General features: G+C 65.9%; 14 protein-coding genes and 3 pseudogenes. 8 read left to right on the top strand and 9 right to left on the bottom strand.

What is annotated here, in order from left to right:
* The first annotated feature begins 371 nt into the window (after positions 1-371).
* On the top strand, positions 372-1,259 hold the full coding sequence (locus tag G3N94_RS19955) for an AraC family transcriptional regulator (RefSeq protein WP_205794305.1): 888 nt from the start codon (positions 372-374) through the stop codon (positions 1,257-1,259).
* 22 nt (positions 1,260-1,281) lie between these two features.
* Here G3N94_RS19955 and G3N94_RS19960 read toward each other — a convergent pair whose 3' ends face one another.
* Complete coding sequence (locus tag G3N94_RS19960) at positions 1,282-1,740, bottom strand: AraC family transcriptional regulator (protein ID WP_241021956.1); 459 nt, start codon at positions 1,738-1,740, stop codon at positions 1,282-1,284.
* Between the two features lie 220 nt (positions 1,741-1,960).
* Here G3N94_RS19960 and G3N94_RS19965 point away from each other — a divergent pair, with 220 nt between their 5' ends.
* Entirely contained in the window at positions 1,961-3,073 is a 1,113-nt protein-coding gene (locus G3N94_RS19965) for an alkene reductase (RefSeq protein ID WP_205794307.1), read from the top strand.
* Positions 3,073-3,642 (top strand): antibiotic biosynthesis monooxygenase, encoded by a 570-nt coding sequence (locus G3N94_RS19970; protein ID WP_241021957.1) that lies wholly within the window; start codon positions 3,073-3,075, stop codon positions 3,640-3,642. Before G3N94_RS19965 ends, G3N94_RS19970 begins: the two co-directional genes overlap by 1 nt.
* Before the next feature lie 22 nt (positions 3,643-3,664).
* Here G3N94_RS19970 and G3N94_RS19975 read toward each other — a convergent pair.
* A pseudogene (locus tag G3N94_RS19975) lies at positions 3,665-4,477 on the bottom strand (FAD-dependent monooxygenase); the annotation flags it as partial.
* A gap of 29 nt (positions 4,478-4,506) precedes the next feature.
* Here G3N94_RS19975 and G3N94_RS19980 point away from each other — a divergent pair.
* Together G3N94_RS19980 and G3N94_RS19985 are read left to right on the top strand one after the other, a co-directional pair.
* Positions 4,507-5,205 (top strand): annotated as a pseudogene (locus G3N94_RS19980) (substrate binding domain-containing protein); the annotation flags it as partial.
* A gap of 210 nt (positions 5,206-5,415) precedes the next feature.
* Positions 5,416-6,237 carry an alpha/beta hydrolase gene (locus G3N94_RS19985; protein WP_205794308.1) on the top strand — a complete coding sequence of 274 codons (822 nt, stop codon included), beginning with the start codon at positions 5,416-5,418 and terminating at the stop codon, positions 6,235-6,237.
* A gap of 42 nt (positions 6,238-6,279) precedes the next feature.
* Here G3N94_RS19985 and G3N94_RS19990 read toward each other — a convergent pair whose 3' ends face one another.
* From G3N94_RS19990 to G3N94_RS20020, 7 genes are all read right to left on the bottom strand, one after another.
* Complete coding sequence (locus G3N94_RS19990; protein ID WP_205794309.1) at positions 6,280-7,194, bottom strand: AraC family transcriptional regulator; 915 nt, start codon at positions 7,192-7,194, stop codon at positions 6,280-6,282.
* 59 nt (positions 7,195-7,253) lie between these two features.
* Complete coding sequence (locus G3N94_RS19995) at positions 7,254-7,961, bottom strand: helix-turn-helix transcriptional regulator (protein WP_205794310.1); 708 nt, start codon at positions 7,959-7,961, stop codon at positions 7,254-7,256.
* Positions 7,962-8,064: 103 nt separating this feature from the next.
* Complete coding sequence (locus tag G3N94_RS20000) at positions 8,065-8,982, bottom strand: LysR family transcriptional regulator (protein WP_205794311.1); 918 nt, start codon at positions 8,980-8,982, stop codon at positions 8,065-8,067.
* Between the two features lie 61 nt (positions 8,983-9,043).
* Positions 9,044-11,305, bottom strand: a complete 2,262-nt coding sequence (locus G3N94_RS20005) for a molybdopterin cofactor-binding domain-containing protein (protein ID WP_205794312.1) — start codon at positions 11,303-11,305, stop codon at positions 9,044-9,046.
* On the bottom strand, positions 11,305-11,805 hold the full coding sequence (locus tag G3N94_RS20010; RefSeq protein WP_205794313.1) for a (2Fe-2S)-binding protein: 501 nt from the start codon (positions 11,803-11,805) through the stop codon (positions 11,305-11,307). Before G3N94_RS20010 ends, G3N94_RS20005 begins: the two co-directional genes overlap by 1 nt.
* On the bottom strand, positions 11,802-13,085 hold the full coding sequence (locus tag G3N94_RS20015) for a c-type cytochrome (RefSeq protein WP_205794314.1): 1,284 nt from the start codon (positions 13,083-13,085) through the stop codon (positions 11,802-11,804). Before G3N94_RS20015 ends, G3N94_RS20010 begins: the two co-directional genes overlap by 4 nt.
* A gap of 323 nt (positions 13,086-13,408) precedes the next feature.
* Entirely contained in the window at positions 13,409-14,095 is a 687-nt protein-coding gene (locus tag G3N94_RS20020; RefSeq protein ID WP_205794315.1) for a hydrolase, read from the bottom strand.
* A 452-nt stretch (positions 14,096-14,547) separates the two neighbouring features.
* Here G3N94_RS20020 and G3N94_RS20025 point away from each other — a divergent pair, with 452 nt between their 5' ends.
* From G3N94_RS20025 to G3N94_RS42505, 3 genes and pseudogenes are all read left to right on the top strand, one after another.
* Positions 14,548-14,856 carry a DUF1427 family protein gene (locus G3N94_RS20025; RefSeq protein WP_124601079.1) on the top strand — a complete coding sequence of 103 codons (309 nt, stop codon included), beginning with the start codon at positions 14,548-14,550 and terminating at the stop codon, positions 14,854-14,856.
* Positions 14,849-16,741 carry an amidohydrolase gene (locus G3N94_RS20030; protein ID WP_205794316.1) on the top strand — a complete coding sequence of 631 codons (1,893 nt, stop codon included), beginning with the start codon at positions 14,849-14,851 and terminating at the stop codon, positions 16,739-16,741. The genes G3N94_RS20025 and G3N94_RS20030 overlap by 8 nt, the downstream gene beginning before the upstream one ends.
* Before the next feature lies 1 nt (position 16,742).
* A pseudogene (locus G3N94_RS42505) lies at positions 16,743-16,893 on the top strand (DoxX family protein); the annotation flags it as partial.

The following is a 16,893-nucleotide window of genomic DNA, read 5'->3' on the forward strand; positions in this document are numbered from 1 at the left end:
ACGGTTCGCGTTCGCGGCGGTCCGCCGGTGCGGCTCGACCTGAACTGCATGACGCGGTTCAACGCGGACAGTCCGGATGCTTCGTCGGCAGGATTGGCAGCGTGAAGAGTTCGTGACAGGAAAGAATGACGAGTGCGTGGCAGCTAGCCTCTTGCCTGATTGATTTCCGGCGGAACGTCCGCTTGCGGAAACAGGCGGGCAAGGGCGTGCTTGGGCAAGCCGAACGACATTTCTGAAAAAAGTGCGACTTTGTTCTATCGATGCTGCATCCGCACAACTATGCTTGCGCGTATGTCGTCTTCCCGGCGACGCGCTGGTCGGGCAGCGCGGCGGGCGGACGGTCTGAATCATGACACGAACGGAGCCAATCGATGAACGTGATGGAAGCAATGCCCACGAGCATCCGGGCCGCGTTCGACGGCGCATCGATCGACTCGCTCGACGCATCGACGGAAATGCATGGCTTCGCGGGATTGACGCGCGTTCGATACGACGCACCGGGTTTCGGCGCGGTCGCGCTTGCCGTGTCACCGGATCATTATCTGATCAGGATGTCGCTGGTGGGCGAGCCTGGCGAACCGCCAGCGGATGCAGGCAGACCCGTGGCGCGCACCGGCGTGTGGATCACGCGTGGTGGCGACGGCTACCACGCACGGCTGGACCAGCCGTTCGACCTGCTGTTCGCCTGCCTGCCGCGGTGCGCGCTGATCGAATCGGCACGCACGATGGGCCTGCGTGATGTCGGCGATCTCGATTGTCCGCGCGGCAAGGCCGATGCGGTACTGCAATGCCTGTCGAGTGGCTTGCTGACGGCGGCCGGCAGTGGCACCCCGGCTAGCCCGATGCTCGCCGGGCAATTGGCGCACGCGATCCAGCTTCATGTCGTCCAGCGCTACGGCACGGCGGAACGCGCGTTGCCGGCACGCGGGATGCTGGCCGGCTGGCAGGTCGAGCGCGCGAAGGCGATCCTCGCGGAGCATGCGAATGCCGAAATTTCGATTTCGCATGTCGCGAACGCCTGCGGGCTGTCGCGCAGCTATTTCATCAAGGCGTTCCGGCAGACGGTCGGCACGACCCCACATCGCTGGCTGCTCGAGCACAAGATCGAGCGGGCGAAGCAATGCCTGCTCGCACATATGGAGCCGATCGCGGATATCGCGCAGCAATGCGGTTTTTCGGATCAGGCGCATCTCACGCGCGTATTTACCAGCATGGTCGGCACACCGCCGGCGACCTGGCGGCGCGAGCGCCGCGAATAGTGTGAATCGTCGCGCCTCGCATTCAACGCTCGGGTTCGACCGCATCGGCCCTGCGGCGCCATGCACCCGGCGGCGTGCCGGTCAGCCTCGCGAACGCGTGCGTGAAGTGGCTCTGGCTCGAGAAGCCGCAGTGCTGCGCAATCCGCTCGAGTGTCCAGTCGCTGCGCGACAGCAGTTCCTTCGCGGACGCAACACGCTGCTCGATCAGCCACTGGTGTGGCGTCGTGTGCAGCGCGCCGCGTAGGCGCGGCGCCTGCCCGTACGTTTGCATCACGTGCGAGCCGATCGCAAGTCCGAGGTGATCGAGCAGCAGCGGCTTCGCGTCGTCGTCGGAAGCCAGCGCGAGCGCGACGGTGCGGCCGATCTGGCCGAGCAGGCGATCATGGTGTGCGACCGTTGGCGTGAAGCCGCGGACTTCACGCTCTCCAGCCAGATCGGTGAGGACCGCAAACGGGATCTCGACCAGCACGAAATCATGCATCGTCGCTTGCCAGCCGTCCGGCCCACACGCAACGCCGCATTGTCCGCAGCGCAAAGGAGGCGGGAGCGCGGCACGCATCGCGTGAGCCGAGACTTTTGCCGTGTGCGCAACGCCGGATTGTGATGCGGGGGCATTCCGACGCGGAGGGCCGCGTCTTAACCTTCGTCTGGCTGCCGCCCCGTCGGCTTCATTTCATAGCCTGGAAGACTGGAGAACCCTCATGCACCCGCATCTGTTCAAACCAATCGTGATCGGCCGCCGCGCGCTTGCGCATCGCGTTGCGATGGCGCCATTGACTCGCTCGCGCGCCGGCCAGCCCGGCAACGTACCGAACGCGCTGAACGTCGAATACTATCGGCAGCGCGCGTCCGCCGCGCTGATCGTCACCGAGGCGAGCCAGATTTCGCAGCAGGGGCAGGGATACGCCTGGACCCCCGGCATCCACAGCGCCGAGCAGATCGACGGCTGGCGAGCGGTCAGCGACGCCGTGCATGCGCAACGCGGCACGATCTTCCTGCAGCTGTGGCATGTCGGCCGCGTGTCGCATCCCGTGTTCCAGCCTGGCGGCGCGGCCCCGGTCGCGCCGAGCGCGATCCGCGCACCGGGCAAGACGTTCATCGTGAACTCGGCAGGTGGCGGCGAATGGGCTGACGTGCCGGAACCGCAGGCGCTGACGGTCGAGCAGATCGCAGCGATCGTCGGCGACTACCGGCGGGCCGCGCGCAACGCGATCGCAGCCGGGATGGACGGCGTCGAGATTCACGCAGGCAACGGCTACCTGATCGACCAGTTCATCAATTCGAACAGCAACCGGCGCACCGATGCGTACGGCGGCAGCCCGGAGAACCGCGCGCGCTTCCTGCTCGATGTGGTCGCGGCGGTCAGCGACGAAATCGGCGCGGACCGTGTCGCGGTGCGGCTGACGCCGATGGGGCGCTTCATGGGAATGGGCGACGACACGCCGGAGCGGACTTTCGGTCATATCGTCGAGCGGCTGAACGCGTGGCCGCTTGCGTACCTGCACCTCGTCGAACCGGCCGTGGTCGGCACCGCGAAGGACGACAACATCGATCCGCGTTGGGACGCGCTGATGGTCGCGCTGCGCGATGCCTACGACGGCGTGCTGATGATCGCCGGCGGCTATGACGCGGACAGCGCCGAGCGGGCGATCGCGAGCGGCCGTGCGGATCTGGTCGCGTTCGGCCGGCCCTTCCTCGCGAATCCGGATCTGCCCGCGCGGATCGCGGGTGGGCATCCGGTGAACACGCCCGATCCGTCCACTTTCTTCGGCGGTGCCGACGCCGGCTATACCGACTACCCGGCGCTCGCTTGATGATGAACCCGAGCCCGGTCAATCCGCAGGACATCGTCACGAGCATCATCGTCCACGAAGTCGAACCCGATGCAGTCGAGCAGTACGAAGCATGGCTCACGGACATCCGCGTCGCGTGCTCGGCATTTCCCGGGTACTTGAGTACCGACGTGATCCGCCCCGTCGGCACGAGCCGCGAATACGCGACCATCATCCGGTTTGCGGATTTCGCGAGACTGAGTGCATGGATGGAGTCCGACGTGCGCCGCGAGCATATCGCTCGGATGCAGGCGTCGTTGCGCAAGGGCGACCGCTACGAGATCAGGACCGGGCTCGATTTCTGGTTCTTGCCGAAAAACGCGCCGGTCAAGGTGCCGACTGCATGGAAGCAGTGGCTCGTCACGTGGAGCGCCATTCTGCCGCTCAGCATCGTCGTCCCGTGGGGCGTCGTGCCGGTGCTCGCGCACCTCGGCTTCTCCCGCGATTCGTTGATCGACAAGGCGGCCGTGACGGCGGCGATCGTATTCCTGATGGTCTATGTGGTGATGCCGCGCTATACGCGGCTCGTTGCCCACTGGCTATTCAAGTGACCATCGGATTCACGCGCGCCGTTCACGCACTCAGATGCGCATCGCCGCCACCCATGATGCGCGCGCCGAGCATCGTGCCGAGCTGCGCCAGCTGCTGGCCGTTGCGCCATTCCACGGTTTCCCACTCGGCTAGCGCATCATCGATCGAGTGGCCGTGCATCTGCAGGCTGCGTGCGAGCGACACCGCGTTCGCAGCCGCCTTGCCGGAGCCCGCGCCGGTATGCGGACGCGCGACGAACGCCGCATCGCCGATCAGTGCCACGCGACCGTAGACGAGCCGCGGCGCCTGGTAATCCTGGATGATCTGCAGGAACGGTGCGTCGGCCGCGTGGACGAGCGCCGCGAGCGCGGGCGCGAGTCGTCTCGACGTGTCATCGCGCAGCCACGCACGATACACGTCTCGCAGTGCGCCGGGCGGGATCGAATGCGTGCGCTGCGCGCCGTCGCGGTCCGTTAGCGCCGCGTCCAGTTCGGCACCGGCCGGCAGCCTACGGTACCAGACCCAGTTCCAGCGTCGCTCGCCGGGCCGCGTCGAGCCATCGTCGCCAGGAATCAGATAGGTGAGCAACTGATGGCCAGCGCCTTCCTGGAACGTAAACGCATCCGCCAGCTGCGCGGTCGATTGCGGGTCGAGTGCGGCTTCCGGCACGAGCCCGCGCCATGCGACGTAGCCGGCATAGGCGGGCTGCGCGGCAGGCTGCGCGCCGGGCAGCAGCAGGGCTCGGGTCGTCGATTGCGGGCCATCGGCGCCGATCAGCAGATCGGCGCGAATCCGTGTCCCGTCCGACAGTGCCGCCTCGACGCCGTCGCTGTGCTGCGTCACGTCGGTCAGCGCGACACCCGCATCACGAGCAGGTGAGTCGGCTGTTGTCCGAACTGGTCGAGGCCGACGAGAGCGTCGCGGACGCGGGAGGCGAACCGGTCGGCACGTTGCGCGTGTCGGTGCCGGTCACGTATGCGCGGATCGTGCTCGGGCCTCACCTGTCGGCGTTTCTCGATGCGTATCCGCGCGTGTCGCTCGATCTCGTCGTGTCGGATGCCTTTCTCGACCTGGCAGCCGACCGGCTCGATGTCGCGGTGCGGATCGGCGTGCCGACGCAGGATCCGGGGTTGATCGTGCGCAAGGTGATGGACAATCGCCGCGTCGTCGTCGCGAGTCGTGCTTATCTGGAGCGGATGGGCATCCCCACGGCGCCGGCGGATCTGGCCGCGCATCACTGCCTGCGCTTTCCGTACCGGCAGGGCCGGCAGAGCTGGGTGTTCACACGCGAAGGGCATACGGAAAAGGTGGGTGTGAACGGCAGGTTAACCGCGAACAGCCTCGACATCCTGCGCGAAGGCGTGCTGAACGGCCAGGGGATCGCACTTGTGCCGACCTGGCTCGTGCAGGACGATCTCGTCGCCGGCGAGATGCTGTCGCTCTTCGACGCGTGGTCGGTGCAGCCGGTGACGGGCGACGCGCAGGTTTATGCGGCCTATCTGCCAAACCGGCGTCATTCGCGCAAGGTGCAGACCTTCGTCGCGTTTCTCGCCGAACGGGTACGCGGGGCGCTCGCCGAATGAACGCTGCGCGCGGGCCGGTTTGAAGCGGCCCGCAGCCGACCATCGCTTCACGATGTGATGCAATCCGTGTCCGGATGTCGCCCCGCGTTGCTTGACTGCATGCGTTGCGGCAATCGTTCAAATCAGGCGACTAACGTTCAATACGAATCCGCGCGGCGCTGAGATAGTGGGGCATGACAACCTGCTCCACAAACAAGACGGAGGCGGCAAATGGGTAATGTGGTGACGAAAGATGGCACGTCCATTTTCTACAAGGATTGGGGCGCGGGGCGCCCGGTGCTGTTCTCGCATGGCTGGCCGCTGAACGCGGATGCGTGGGACGCACAGATGCTGTTCCTCGCGCAGCGAGGCTTTCGCGTCATCGCGCACGACCGTCGCGGCCATGGCCGTTCCGGGCAACCGTCGCAAGGTAACGACATGGACACCTACGCGGACGATCTGGCCGCGGTGATCGATGCGCTCGACCTGCACGACGTGACGCTCGTGGGGCACTCGACTGGCGGCGGTGAGGTCGCTCATTACGTCGGCCGCCACGGTAGCGCGCGTGTCGCGCAGGTCGTACTGATCGGCGCGGTGCCGCCGATCATGCTGAAAACTGAAGCGAATCCTGGCGGCTTGCCACTCAGTGTGTTCGACGGCATTCGCGATGGTGTCGCCGCGAATCGCTCGCAGTTTTATCGGGACCTCGCAATACCGTTTTTCGGCTTCAATCGACCTGATGCGAAGCTGTCCAAAGGGACGGTCGACGCATTCTGGGCGCAGGGGATGACGGGCGGCGTGCTCGGCCAGTATGCGTGCATCCGCGAGTTTTCCGCGGTCGACTACACCGACGACCTGAAAAAGATCGACGTACCGACGCTGGTGTTGCATGGCGACGACGACCAGATCGTCCCGCTCGACAATTCCGGCCGTCTGTCCGCACAGATCGTGAAGGACGCGACGCTGAAAGTCTATCCCGGCGCGCCGCACGGCCTGTGCGTGACCCATGCGGATCAGGTCAATGCCGACCTGCTCGCGTTTCTGAACGGCTGACGGCGGGCCACGTGGCGCAAGTGTTGGACGGCGGGCGCCGTCTCATTCCGGAGCGTGGCTTTGTGGCTGCCGAACTTGCCGCCATGCGCGTGGCGCGACGCCGGTCATTCGCGAGAACACGCGCGTGAAATGGCTCTGATCGGCAAAACCGCATGAGATAGCGATCTCAGCGATTGGCAGGCTGCTGCGCGCAAGCAGATCCTGCGCGACGTCGATACGTCGGCGCGTCAGCCACTGATGCGGTGCGAGCCCGGTCGAGCGACGAAACGCGCGGCAGAAATAGGCCGGTGACAGCTCACACGCAGCGGCGAGTTCGAAGATCGACAGGCCGTCTTCGAGGTGCGCATCGATCATCGCCTTCGCGCGCATTTCCTGCCACGGCGCGAGCCCGCCAGTCTTGCGCGCGTCAACGATTCGAACACCAGCGTAGGTTGCAGCAAGATGACCATGCAGCGCGATCAGCAGGCCGTCGACGAACAGTTGCGGCGCGGGTTTGCCCGCGAGCGCCGGGAGCAGCATATTGCCGATCGTCTGAATGAATGGATCCTGGATGCCATGCGGAATCGCAAGTTCGCGGATCGCAACGCAGTCCTCCGCCGCGGCGATCCGGTGCAGCGAGCCTTCCGGCAGGTAAAACTGCAAACAATCGAATGCGGTGGGCAGAAATGCGGAAGGCCGCGCAGCGAGGTCGACCACCGACACGGCTCCGCTGGCATAGGGGGCGACGCGTTCCGGTTTGCCGTCCAGCCACAGCTCGTGCTTCGGTAGCGGCTGCAGTTGAAGGCAAAGCACGAACGCGTTTTCCTGCGGGATCGGTTCGGTCAGGTTGACCGCGCCCGGCGTGGACGTCAGGCGGGTAATCGTGACGTCAGGCGTCTGGAGCATCGAACTCCTGAGCACCGGCATTGGCGGCAGGTTGAAGTACTGCGCGGCATCGTCGCCGTATCGGTCGGACATCGTCGAATTCCTGCGGGTTGGCACAAGTGAGCGTAGCGCGACCGCTCGCGTCCGCCGGCTCAGCGCAACGGCGGGCGGGTTGGCGGCGATCGACGCGGTCTGGCCGGGCCGGTGCCCGCTCTTGCCGGCCGCGATTGCGCGGCTGTCCGTCTCGATGCCTGCCAGGTACGCGGTGTGGTACCGGTCAGTTTCACGAATACACGCGTCAGATGACTCTGGTTCGAGAAGCCGCAAGCGATGGCGATCTCACTCAACGACCCGTTGTTTCGTATGAGGAGTTGCTTTGCCTGTTCGACGCGCCGCCTTTGCAGCCAGCGCTTCGGTGTCTCGCCGGTCGCTCGTTTGAGCGTGCGCGTCAGTTGCGAGACGGTCATTGCCGATGCGGCGGCAAGATCGGCCAGCGAGAGCGAAGTGGACAGATTGGCGTCGATATGGTCCTGCAACGCCCGGTACTGGCGTTCGGTCATCCCGCGGATCTGGTGCTCGAACGCGCGCGTCGCGCTGCCGGATCCGGCGGCATAGCCGTAAATCGCGACCAGCAATCCGTGGACGACGTCCCGTGTCAGCGCGTGCGGACGTGCAAGCGCATCGCGCAGCAACCCGCAGAACTGGACCGTGACGGTATCGCCGCCGGACAACCGTTCCACCAGCCTGTCGAGTCCCTGCTCCCACGCGGGTTCAGGCTGCCATGCGCCGTCGGCTTGTGGAAGCTTTGCAAGCAGTTCGGCTGCCAGTGATGCGAGTCCGGTCAGGTCGATGGTCGACATGTGGATCGATCCTAGCATGCGTCAATATTCGCGAAGCAAGTCGGAATCCTTGCGTTTTGCTGACTATCCGGCGCGGACACGCCGGTTGCGCATCCGCCGCCGCTCAGCACCGCTTGCCCTGAAGTGTCGGGATCTGCGCGTACACGCTGGCGAGCCAGTCGACGAAGTGCTTCAGCTTGGCCGGTACGTGCCGATTCGGCGGATACAGCACGGAGATCGGCCGCGGCGGCGGGCTGAACTCGGACAGAACCTCCTGCAACGCGCCGGATTTCAGATGCGGCTCGACGAAGAACAGCGTGGTCTTGATCAATCCGAGCCCTGCGAGCCCGCAGGCGATGTGGGTATCGGCCTCGTTGACCGCGACCGTGCCGCGCATCTGCACGATGTGTGTGTCGCCGTCGACGACGAAATCCCAGCTTCGCGGCCGGCCCGTGTCGGCCGACACGTGGCTGACCGCGATATGCCGGGTCAAATCGTCGATCGTTTCCGGCACGCCATGTCGCTCGAGATACGCGGGCGACGCACACGTGCAGGTCGTGAGGCTGCCGATCCGCTTCGCGATCATCCCGGAGTCGTCGAGCGCGCCGACCCGCACGACACAGTCGACACCCTCGCCGACGAGGTCGATCTGACGGTCGGTCACGCCGAGCTCCACCGTAATGTCCGGATGGGCAGCGAGAAAGGCGGGCAATGCAGGAACCACGATCTGCTTGGCCATCGCCGGCGGCAGGCTCACCTTCAGGCGGCCGCGCGGCGCGCTGCGCGAGTGGGACATCGACGCTTCCATGTCGTCGATCTCGCACAGCACCGCGACACAGCGTTCGTAATAGGCCTGCCCGTCCTCGGTCAGCGACAGCCTGCGTGTCGTGCGGTTCAATAGCCGGCAGCCGAGATGCTGTTCCAGCGTACGCAGCAGCGCAGACACGCGCGGCGTCGTCAGGCCGGACGTATCCGCCGCGCGTGTGAGGCTGCCCGTCTCGACGATGCGTGTGAATACGCGCATCGAAAGCAATGTGTCCATGAGTGGCGGATCCCCTCCCGGTGGATCGTCGGCGCTAGCGCGCCAGTGATTTTTCGTGCGTCTACGCGTCGACGCGTTTCCTGAGCCCGTCGCCGGCAAACGGCATTTCGCGCATGCGCTGGCCAGTCGCATCGAAGATCGCGTTCGCGAGCGCGCCGGCGGTCGGCCCCATCGATGCCTCGGCCGCGCCAAGGAACGGCGCGCCGGGGCGATTGATCAGGTGGACCCGCAGGTCGCGCGGCGCCGCGGAGAAGCGCAGGATCGGATAGCTGCTCCAGTCGAAGCTGCGAATCCTCTGCGTGTCGTACTTCAGCGCCTCGTACAGCGTCCAGCTCGCTGCCTGGATGATACCGCCCTCGATCTGGTTGCGGATGCCGTCGGGCGAGACGATCTGGCCGGCATCGACGGCCACGTCCGCATGATCGAGGATCACCTGGCCGGTTTCGGGCACCACCGTGATCTCGACAGCCATCGCGACATAAGCCATCAGGTTCTTGTACTTGCCGAACGCGAAGCCAACGCCACGATTGCGTGCGCGCGGCGGCCGCGGCCAGCCGAACTGCTTCGCGGCGAGCTGGATCACCGCGCGTGCGCGCGGATCCTGCATGTGGCGCAACCGGAATTCGACCGGATCGACGCCGGCCGCGTGCGCGAGCTCGTCCATGAAGCTCTCGATCGTGCACACGTTCGTGTGCGCGCCGAGCGATCGCATCGCTGACGTCTGCAGCGGCATCGTCGGCGAGAAGTTGTTGACGATGTGCAGGTTCGGGAGCGCGTACAGCGGAATCGCGTTGCGGTCGCCACCGCCCTCGGGCTGCAGCATCGGCGTCGACGGCGCCGGTACGAACGGCGGCTCGAGCATCCGCGCGGGCAGCAGCCGACCGGCGTTGACGATCCGCTCGTTGTGCGAGCTGCTCCACAGCGCGTACTGCCAGTCGACGATATGGCCGCTTGCGTCGAGCGATGCACGGACCTCGGTGACCATCGCGGGCGTGAAGTGATCCCACGTGTGCTCCTGCTCGCGCATCCATTGAACGCGGATCGGCTGGCCCGGCATCGCAGTCGCGATCAAAGCCGCGTGTGCGGCTGCGTCGTCCGCACCGTTATGTCCGTAACAGCCGGAGCCCTCGGTGTGGATGCAACGGATGCCTGACTTCGGCATCGACAGCATCTCGGCGAGCGCATCGCGCAGCGGATACACGCCTTGCGAGTGGGTCCATACGGTCAGGACTCCGTTCTCGAGTTGCGCGACCGAGCATGACGGCCCGATCGAACCGTGCAGCAGGTAGTTCTTCCGGAAGGTCGCGGTCAAGGTCCTGGTTGCCGGCGCGACCGCCGTGTGCGTGTTGGCGATCTCGATACGCTGCGTCGCGATGCGTTTCAGCTCGTCGTGAACCTTCTCGCGATCGGGGAGCGGGCGGCCAGGCGACCAGCGGCAGCCGGCGGCGAGTGCGCGCTGCGCCTGCACCGCCTGCCATTCGCCGCGCGCGACGACGGCGAGCATGCTCCCGTTACGGATGATCCGCACGACGCCGGGCATTCGCACGATCGCTGCCTCGTCGAACGACAGCAGCTTCGCGTCATAGACGGGCGGCATCACGATGCGGGCATGCAGCATGCCGGGCAACTGCATGTCCTGCACGTAGCTGACGCCGCCGCTGACCTTGTTCGGAATGTCGAGCCGGGGCAGCGACGTTCCGATCACCGTGAACGTGGCCGGATCCTTCAGCGGCGAAGTGGGCGTGGCCTTGCGATGCAGGTCGACGATCCGCACTGCATCCCGATAGCTCATCGAGCGGCCGTCGGGCGCCTTGATCACCGCGTCGCTGACCGTCAGCGTACGCGCGTCGACGCCGAGGTGCTTCGCGGCGCCATCGACCAGCAGTCCGCGCACTTGCGCGGCGGCGTTCAGCAGTGCACTGCCGCTGTCAGCCATCGTATGGCTGCCGGCGGTCAGCCCTTCGTCGGGCGATGCGCCGGTGTCGGCGGTCAGGAACGTGATCAGCGAGGGCTTCATGTTTAGCTCCTCGGCGGCGACCTGCAACAGCGCGGTACGCACGCCGGTACCGAGTTCGACCTTGCCCGTGAACACGGTGACCTTGCCTTCGGGCGTGATCCTGATCCACGCGTCCAGCAGCGGATTGGTTTTCAGGCTGCCCGCCAGCGCTTGCGTTGCCTTCGATATATGGACGGCGGCGCCTTCGTCGGCGATCACTTCCTGCGCGATCGCGCGGGCGGCTGGCGCGAGGCTGAACGCGACGAACAGCGCGCCCGAGACCATGAAATGCCGGCGGCCTTCATCGATGTCGTCGTGGTGGTTCATCAGATCGGCCTGTTGATTGTGACGGGTTGGGAAGCGCCGTCCGGTACCGGCAGGCCGGCGGCCTGGCGCACGGCCGCCAGGATCCGCATATGGGTACCGCAACGGCACAGATTCGGTTCCATGTGCGCGCGCAACTCGTGCTCGGTCGGCTTGGGGTTGTGCTCCAGCAGTGCCTGCGCACGCATGATCATCCCGGCGATGCAGTAGCCGCACTGCGCAGCCTGATGATCGATGAATGCACGTTGTAGCGGTCCCGGATGATCGGGCGTGCCGAGACTTTCGACGGTTCTGACGCGGCGGTTCCCGATGGCGGCGACCGGAATCAGGCACGAGAACATCGGCTTGTCGTCGACGATCACGGTACATGCGCCGCATTGTCCGAGACCACAGCCGAATTTCGCGCCGTGCAGATGCAGGTCGTTGCGCAACGCATACAGGAGCGGGGTGGACGGGTCGATGTCGAGCGTGTGCTGGACACCATTCACGGTGAGGGTAATCATCGCGCGCTGTCCTCCTTTCTGAGCTTCGCGGCCATGGTGTCGACGCCGGTCCAGGCGGGCTGGCCGGAATAGGCGCCGCGGATGTACGCGGCGAGATCGGCGATCTGCTGGTCGTCGTACTGGTCGATGAATGACGGCATGTAATTGAGGGCGTCCTCGCCATGCCAGCCGATGCCGTTGAACATCATCTGGATCGCGTTGCGCGGTGTATCCGCGCTGATCGCACTGCTGAATGCGAGCGTCGGCCGCTCGCCGATGGCCTGCATCGGCGACCCGGGCCCGTGACACTGCGCGCACGATGCCTGGAACAGCATCGAGCCACGCTGCTCGGCGGGCGTCATCGCCTTGCCTACGACCTTCGTCATCACCGGTTGTGCCGTGGCTCCCGGCTTCTGGATCGACAGGATGTACGTCGCGATCGCCTCGACGTCCTCGAGCGGCACCGTCGCAAGATCACGCGTCACCGGCAGCATCGGCCCGGCGGCCGCACCGTGTTCGCTCGCGCGACCCGTCCGCAGATACGTGACGAGCTGTGCCTGCGTCCACGGTTGCACCGCATGACCGAGCGCGTTGAGCGGCGGCGCTTCCCAGCCATCGACGATCCCGCCGTCGAACGCTTTGCCGGACTGTTCGCCGCCGATCGCGTTCAGCGGCGAATGGCAGGATGCGCAGTGCCCGAGGCCGTCGACGAGCAGCTTGCCGCGATTCCACTGTGCCGATTGCGTTGCATCGGGTTGGTACTCGCCCTTGCGCAGGAACAGGATGTTCCAGAACGCTACCGGTGGGCGGAAGTTCAGCGGGAAGATCAGCGCGTTCGCAGGTGTCGACGCGTGCACGGGCTCGCGGGTCATCAGGTACGCATAGGCGGCCGCGATATCGTGGTCGGAGATGCGCGTGAAATGGGTGTACGGAAACGCCGGATAGAGCTGATGGCCGTCGCGCGCGATCCCGCTGCGCAGCGCGCGAGCGAATGCTTCCTGCGACCAGCGGCCGATGCCTGTGTCCGGATCGGGCGTGATATTGGTCGCGTAGATCGTGCCGAATGGCGTCGCGAGCGGCAAGCCGCCCGCTAACGGCCTGCCGTCCTTCGCCGTATGACAGACGACACAGTCACCGAGCGCGACGACGCGCGCGCCCGCGCGCACGAGCTGCGCGTCGAATGAGGCAGGCGCTGGCGGTGCGACCGGTGCGATCGACGGCTCGACCATGATGCCGATCGCGATCGCCAGGCCGACGAGCGCAATCCCGGCGACGCGGAACCAGAGTCGTTTGTGTTTCATGGATGCTCCGACAGCTCGTTGCACGCGCGACACGTCACGCCGTTTGCGCGCCGATCGGGCGATCGCCGGCACCGTGTGCGGCGGCGATCGACATACGTGCCACGGCCCGCACGCGCTCGCCGCGACAGGCGTGCCTGCTCGCGCAACTGCGAACGCGCATGCAGGCCGCTGATGTCACTGCTGCGACATACAGAGGCGGGACGACATTGAGAAACGGGTAGGCGGGGCGCTCGGCGAATGAACGCCGCGCGCGGGCCGGTTCGAAGCGGCCCGCGCGCCGGCTGTCGCTTCGCGATGCGTCGCGGCGGCCGGTGTCGCTTGCGTCAGCGTGCCGGAACGGGGGCGAGCGCCTCGTGCGGCGTTTCGGCGCGTTGCGGCGCCTTATGGACCATCGTGTACGCGTAATCGACACCCATTCCATACGCGCCGGAGTGTTCCTTCACGAGTTTCATCACCGCGTCATACGTGTCGCGGTTCGCCCAGTCGCGCTGCCATTCGAGCAGCACCTGCTGCCAGGTGACCGGCACGACACCGGCCTGGATCATGCGCTGCATCGCGTAGTCGTGCGCGTCCTTGCTGGTGCCGCCCGATGCGTCGGCGACCATGTAGATCTCGTAGCCGCCTTCGAGCATTGCGCACAGTGCGAACGAGTTGTTGCAGACCTCGGTCCACAGGCCCGACACGACCACCTTGTTGCGGCCATTCGCCTTCAGAGCATCGCGCACCTTCTGGTCGTCCCACGAGTTCATCGACGTGCGTTCGAGCACATGCTGGTTCGGGAACACGTCGAGCAGTTCCGGATACGTGTAGCCGGAGAACGATTCGGTTTCGACGGTCGTGATCGTTGTCGGGATATTGAAGATCTTCGCCGCCTTCGCCAGACCGACCGCGTTGTTCTTTAGCGCCTGCCGATCGATCGATTGCACGCCGAACGCCATTTGCGGCTGGTGATCGATGAAGATCAGCTGGCTGTTGTGCGGCGTGAGGACTTCAAGCTTCGGGTTTGCCATGGTGGGCTCCGTGATGATCCGGTATCGAAGAGGGTGCGAGCGGGTGACGCCCGACGGTGCGGGTCGCGGCTGCATCGCAGTGCGATGCAGCACGCGCTGCATGGGCGTGACCAAGCGCGCTGCCCGATCGACGAGGAGCGGCGCGACCAGCGTCCATGACACGACGAATGTTAGGTGGCCGATCGCGCACGGTCTTGAACGATAGTGGCGAAATTTGTCGGCAAGTCGCGTGAAGCGCGCGACGCAATCCGTGTCCGCCTGTCGCCCCGCGTTGCGTGACTGCATGCGTTGCGGCAATTGTTCAAATCTGGCGACTTACGTTCAATACGGATCCGCGCGGCGCTGAGATAGTGGGACATGAGTCGCCGCTCGCGCAGCGCATGCGTGGCGCCGGCGATCGCGTCGTACGTCCGCCCGGCGCACACGGGGCGGCATTCACGGAACCTTCAGTCATGAAAGTCTACGTTGCGTCACTCGCGATGGGCGTCCTCGTCGGCGTCATCTACGGCCTATTCAACGTGCGCTCGCCGGCGCCGCCTGTCATTGCGCTGGTCGGCCTGCTCGGCATCCTGCTCGGTGAGCAGGTGCCACCACTCGTGAAGCGTCTCGTCGCGCCCCAGGCACAGCAGACGTCGTTCCTGCGGCATCAGGTGCAACCGCACATGTTCGGCCAGTTGCCGACCTGCCCGAAATCGCCGGCGCCGACGGTCGCGTCCGCCGGTACCACCGAGACGAATCCCGGAGAACATCGCCATGGCTGAGAACACCGCGCATCCCGACCTGATCCTGCACCGCGGCCGTTTCGCGACGCTCGATCGCGCCAATCCGCATGCCACCGCCGTGGCGATTCGCGATGCTCGCTTCGTGCACGTTGGCGGCGACGAGACGCTGCAACTGGCCGGACCCGCCACGCGGATCATTGACCTGCAAGGGCGGCTCGTGCTGCCGGGGCTGATCGACAACCATCTGCACATCATTCGCGGTGGCCTGAACTTCAACATGGAGCTGCGCTGGGATGGCGTGCGCAGCCTGGCGGACGCGATGGACATGCTGCGCCGGCAGGTGGCCGTCACGCCAGCGCCGCAGTGGGTGCGCGTGGTCGGCGGTTTCACCGAACACCAGTTCGTCGAGAAGCGCCTGCCGACGATCGAGGAACTGAACCTCGTCGCGCCGGACACGCCGGTGTTCCTGCTGCATCTGTACGACCGCGCGCTGCTGAACGGCGCGGCGCTGCGGGCGGTCGGCTATACGAAGGACACGCCTGAGCCGCCTGGCGGCGAGATCGTCCGCGACGCGGCCGGCAATCCGACCGGGCTGCTGATCGCGAAGCCGAATGCGGCGATTTTGTATGCGACGCTCGCGAAGGGGCCGAAGCTGCCGTTCGACTATCAGGTCAATTCGACGCGACATTTCATGCGCGAGCTGAACCGGCTCGGCGTGACCGGTGCGATCGACGCGGGCGGCGGGTTCCAGAACTATCCGGACGACTATGCGGTGATCGAGCAGCTCGCGAAGGCGAACCAGCTGACGATCCGCCTCGCGTACAACCTGTTTACGCAGAAGCCGAAGCAGGAGAAGGAGGATTTCCTGAACTGGACCGCAACGTCGCGCTACCAGGACGGCTCGGACTACTTCCGCCACAACGGTGCGGGCGAAATGCTGGTGTTCTCCGCAGCGGATTTCGAGGATTTCCGGCAGCCGCGCCCCGACATGCCGCCCGAGATGGAGGGCGATCTGGAGGAGGTTGTGCGCGTGCTTGCGCAGAACCGCTGGCCGTGGCGTATGCATGCTACGTATGACGAAACGATCAGCCGCGCGCTCGACGTGTTCGAGCGCGTGAATCGCGATATCCCGCTGGAAGGGCTGCACTGGTTCTTCGATCACGCGGAAACGATCTCGGACCAATCGATCGACCGGATCGCCGCGCTCGGCGGCGGGATCGCGGTGCAGCACCGGATGGCCTACCAGGGCGAGTACTTCGTCGAGCGTTATGGCAACGCGGCGGCCGAGGCGACGCCGCCTGTCGCGAAGATGCTCGCGAAAGGCGTGAAGGTGTCGGCCGGCACCGACGCGACGCGTGTCGCGAGCTACAACCCGTGGGTGTCGCTGTCGTGGCTCACGACCGGCAAGACGGTCGGCGGCCTGCAACTGTATCCGCGCGCGAACTGTCTCGACCGTGAAACCGCGCTGCGGATGTGGACCGAGAACGTGACGTGGTTCTCGAACGAGATCGGCAAGAAGGGACGTATCGAGGCCGGGCAGCTCGCCGACCTGATCGTGCCCGACCGCGATTTCTTTGCATGCGCTGAAGCGGAAATCGCGGATACCACGTCGCTGTTGACGATGGTGGGCGGCAAGGTCGTCTACGGCGCCGGTCCGTTCGCGGAGCACGACGACGGCGCACCGCCGCCGGCGATGCCCGACTGGTCACCCGCGCGCACGTTTGGCGGGTATGCGGGCTGGGCGGACACCGATGCCGGCGTGTCGTTGCAGCGTGTGGTGCGGGAGGCCGCGAGCACTTGCACGTGTGCGAACAATTGCGGGATTCACGCGCACCGGCACGCGAGCGCATGGAGCAGCAAGCTCCCGGTCGCGGATCTCAAGAGTTTTTGGGGCGCGCTAGGCTGCTCTTGCTGGGCAGTCTGACATGACGACACTGACCGGCCGCGGTAATCCCGCCTGGATCCGCGCGCTGCTTGCGCAGCCGTGGGTGCTGCCGCTCGCGCGTCTCGCGCTGGTGTCCGCGTACCTGATCGGCGGGGTCGGCAAGGCGCTGAACTTCGACGACGCGATCGCGG

Source organism: Burkholderia sp. Ac-20353, from assembly GCF_017104785.1.
Classification (GTDB): domain Bacteria; phylum Pseudomonadota; class Gammaproteobacteria; order Burkholderiales; family Burkholderiaceae; genus Burkholderia.

Excerpts from the sequence above, each read along its gene's own strand:
- G3N94_RS20030 (WP_205794316.1), top strand. The coding sequence starts at position 14,849 with ATGGCTGAGAACACCGCGCATCCCGACCTGATCCTGCACCGCGGCCGT.
- G3N94_RS19990 (WP_205794309.1), bottom strand. The coding sequence starts at position 7,194 with ATGTCCGACCGATACGGCGACGATGCCGCGCAGTACTTCAACCTGCCG.
- G3N94_RS19970 (WP_241021957.1), top strand. The coding sequence starts at position 3,073 with ATGATGAACCCGAGCCCGGTCAATCCGCAGGACATCGTCACGAGCATC.
- G3N94_RS19985 (WP_205794308.1), top strand. The coding sequence starts at position 5,416 with ATGGGTAATGTGGTGACGAAAGATGGCACGTCCATTTTCTACAAGGAT.
- G3N94_RS20005 (WP_205794312.1), bottom strand. The coding sequence starts at position 11,305 with ATGAACCACCACGACGACATCGATGAAGGCCGCCGGCATTTCATGGTC.
- G3N94_RS20025 (WP_124601079.1), top strand. The coding sequence starts at position 14,548 with ATGAAAGTCTACGTTGCGTCACTCGCGATGGGCGTCCTCGTCGGCGTC.
- G3N94_RS19995 (WP_205794310.1), bottom strand. The coding sequence starts at position 7,961 with ATGTCGACCATCGACCTGACCGGACTCGCATCACTGGCAGCCGAACTG.
- G3N94_RS20015 (WP_205794314.1), bottom strand. The coding sequence starts at position 13,085 with ATGAAACACAAACGACTCTGGTTCCGCGTCGCCGGGATTGCGCTCGTC.
- G3N94_RS20020 (WP_205794315.1), bottom strand. The coding sequence starts at position 14,095 with ATGGCAAACCCGAAGCTTGAAGTCCTCACGCCGCACAACAGCCAGCTG.
- G3N94_RS20000 (WP_205794311.1), bottom strand. The coding sequence starts at position 8,982 with ATGGACACATTGCTTTCGATGCGCGTATTCACACGCATCGTCGAGACG.
- G3N94_RS19965 (WP_205794307.1), top strand. The coding sequence starts at position 1,961 with ATGCACCCGCATCTGTTCAAACCAATCGTGATCGGCCGCCGCGCGCTT.
- G3N94_RS19955 (WP_205794305.1), top strand. The coding sequence starts at position 372 with ATGAACGTGATGGAAGCAATGCCCACGAGCATCCGGGCCGCGTTCGAC.
- G3N94_RS20010 (WP_205794313.1), bottom strand. The coding sequence starts at position 11,805 with ATGATTACCCTCACCGTGAATGGTGTCCAGCACACGCTCGACATCGAC.
- G3N94_RS19960 (WP_241021956.1), bottom strand. The coding sequence starts at position 1,740 with ATGCATGATTTCGTGCTGGTCGAGATCCCGTTTGCGGTCCTCACCGAT.